The sequence below is a fragment of the uncultured Campylobacter sp. genome (assembly GCF_937997595.1).
Lineage (GTDB): Bacteria > Campylobacterota > Campylobacteria > Campylobacterales > Campylobacteraceae > Campylobacter_B.
This window is the reverse complement of record NZ_CALKTS010000305.1, coordinates 1-2,258: the sequence shown is the minus strand read 5'-3', so window position 1 is coordinate 2,258 and position 2,258 is coordinate 1. Positions and strand designations below refer to the sequence as shown.

Here is a 2,258-nt window from a genome sequence, read left to right as displayed (position 1 = left end):
AAAATACATGATAGACGGTGTAATCGTTTATGATCAATGGCTCTTTATCGTAGTCCCTCATAAAATCCCCGTTTTATAAAATTTTGGCACATTTTATCGCTTGGGCGCTTACGAAGTATTTAAAATTTTATCTTAGCGGCGGTTTTGATATGTATTTAGCGGGGCGTGAAGTGACGGATAGAAATTTAAAGGCAAAAGACGGCTTCCGCTTCGGTAATTTCGCCATTTTGCGAACCGCAAAAGCTGCATTATCGAAGCAAATTTAATCCGCAAATTTCGCTTTCAAATTTACGGATTTTAAAAAGGGCTAGGCAAAAACGCTTTGAAGTGGGCTCGGCAAAATTTTAAAACAAGCTCGGCAAAACCGCACAGGACGCGCAGATCGCCGAAATCTAATTAAATTTTATCGAAGCAATTAAAATTTACCGAAGCGATCAAATTTTATCAAAACGCCCAAATTTCGCCGAGCCCAGAAAGTCAAGCGGCTAAAATTTATTCCTTCGGCGCGATCATATCCTCAGGCACCACCCACGCGTCAAATTCCTCGGCGGTTAGTATACCTGATTTTATCGCCTCCTCGCGCAGCGTCGTGCCGTTGTGGTGCGCCGTTTTGGCGATTTTGGCGGCATTTGCATAGCCGATATGCGGATTTAGCGCGGTTACGAGCATCAGGCTTTCGTGCAGTAGCTTGTCGATTTTGGCCTCATTTGCCGTGATACCGCAAGCGCAGTGTTTCTCAAAGCTCACCATCGCGTCGCTTAGCAGGCGGATGCTTTGGATGAGGTTGTAGGTAAGCACCGGCTTAAAGACGTTTAGCTCGAAGTTGCCCTGGCTTGCAGCGACGGAAATCGCGACGTGGTTGCCCATTACTTGCGCTGCTACCATCGTGACAGCCTCGCACTGCGTCGGATTTACTTTGCCCGGCATTATTGAGCTTCCCGGCTCATTTTCAGGGATATTTATCTCGCCGATACCGCATCTAGGTCCCGAAGCTAACCAGCGCACGTCGTTTGCGATCTTCATCAAATTTGCCGCCAAGCCGTTTAGCGCGCCGCTTAAAAACACCTCGGCGTCGTGGCTGGTTAGGCCGTGAAATTTATTCGGATGGGATTTAAATTTAAACGCCGTGCCCGTTAGCGCGTTTAGCTCGTCGCTTACCATCTCGCTAAATTTCGGGTGTGAGTTTAGCCCCGTGCCGACCGCCGTGCCGCCGATGGCAAGCTCTTCTAAAAACGGCATAGTAGCGAGGATCTGCGCCTTGCTCGCCTTTAGCATATACGCGTAGCCGCTAAATTCCTGCCCTAGCGTGAGCGGCGTGGCGTCTTGCAGGTGGGTGCGACCGATCTTTACGATTTTTGCAAACTCGGCGCTTTTCTTATCCAGCGTCGCTTCAAGCTTCTCGATCGCAGGAAGCAGCTTTTTTTGCAACTCAAGCACAAAGGCTATTCGCATCGCTGTCGGATAAGTGTCGTTTGAGCTCTGGCCCTTATTTACGTGGTCGTTTGGATGCACGAATTTTGCATCTTTGACGTCTAGCGCCGCTTTGTCGCGGAAATTTAACCCCAAGATCTCCATCGCGCGGTTTGAAACGACCTCGTTTAAATTCATATTCGACTGCGTGCCCGAGCCCGTCTGCCACACGACTAGAGGGAAATTTCCGTCCAGCTTGCCGTTTAAAATTTCATCGCACGCCTGCGCGATCGCCTCGGTTCGAGGCTCGTCTAGGCGGCCCAGCTTGCGATTAACCAGCGCGCACGCCTTTTTTAGATAGGCAAAGCCCTCTATGACCTCTTTTGGCATCGTCTCTAGCCCTACGCCGATCTCGAAATTATCGTGGCTGCGCTGTGTCTGCGCACCCCAATATTTCTCATTTGGTACCTTTACCTCGCCCATCGTGTCTTTTTCGATACGAAATTCCATAACTAATCCTTTCTAAGAGAAATTTCGGAATTTTAATTTTAGACGGCGACATACTATTCGCTGCAGCTCGAAATGCTTTGCCGATTAAGTTTTACCGCTATTTTGATCGCTTCAGAGCCTGCGCCGAAATTTTTGCGCCACGCTCAAAGCGACCGGATTTACGCACGCCGCACCGAATGTGCCTCATCTCTACTCGTTTTTATTCTCGTCTCTTTCTTGCAGTTCCTGTTCGCACCTTTTGGTGACTTTTACGAGCGAGACCCTCGTGCCATCCATTCGCAGTACTTCGTAATCGCAGTTTTCATCGCTTATTTTATCGCCGATTTCAGGTAGGCTGC

The 2,258-nt window shown here is 48.9% G+C and carries 1 protein-coding gene; it reads right to left on the bottom strand.

The features are described 5' to 3' along the window. Positions 1-492: 492 nt before the first annotated feature. On the bottom strand, positions 493-1,920 hold the full coding sequence (gene fumC, locus Q0614_RS10365) for a class II fumarate hydratase (protein WP_298788544.1): 1,428 nt from the start codon (positions 1,918-1,920) through the stop codon (positions 493-495). Between the last annotated feature and the right edge of the window lie 338 nt (positions 1,921-2,258).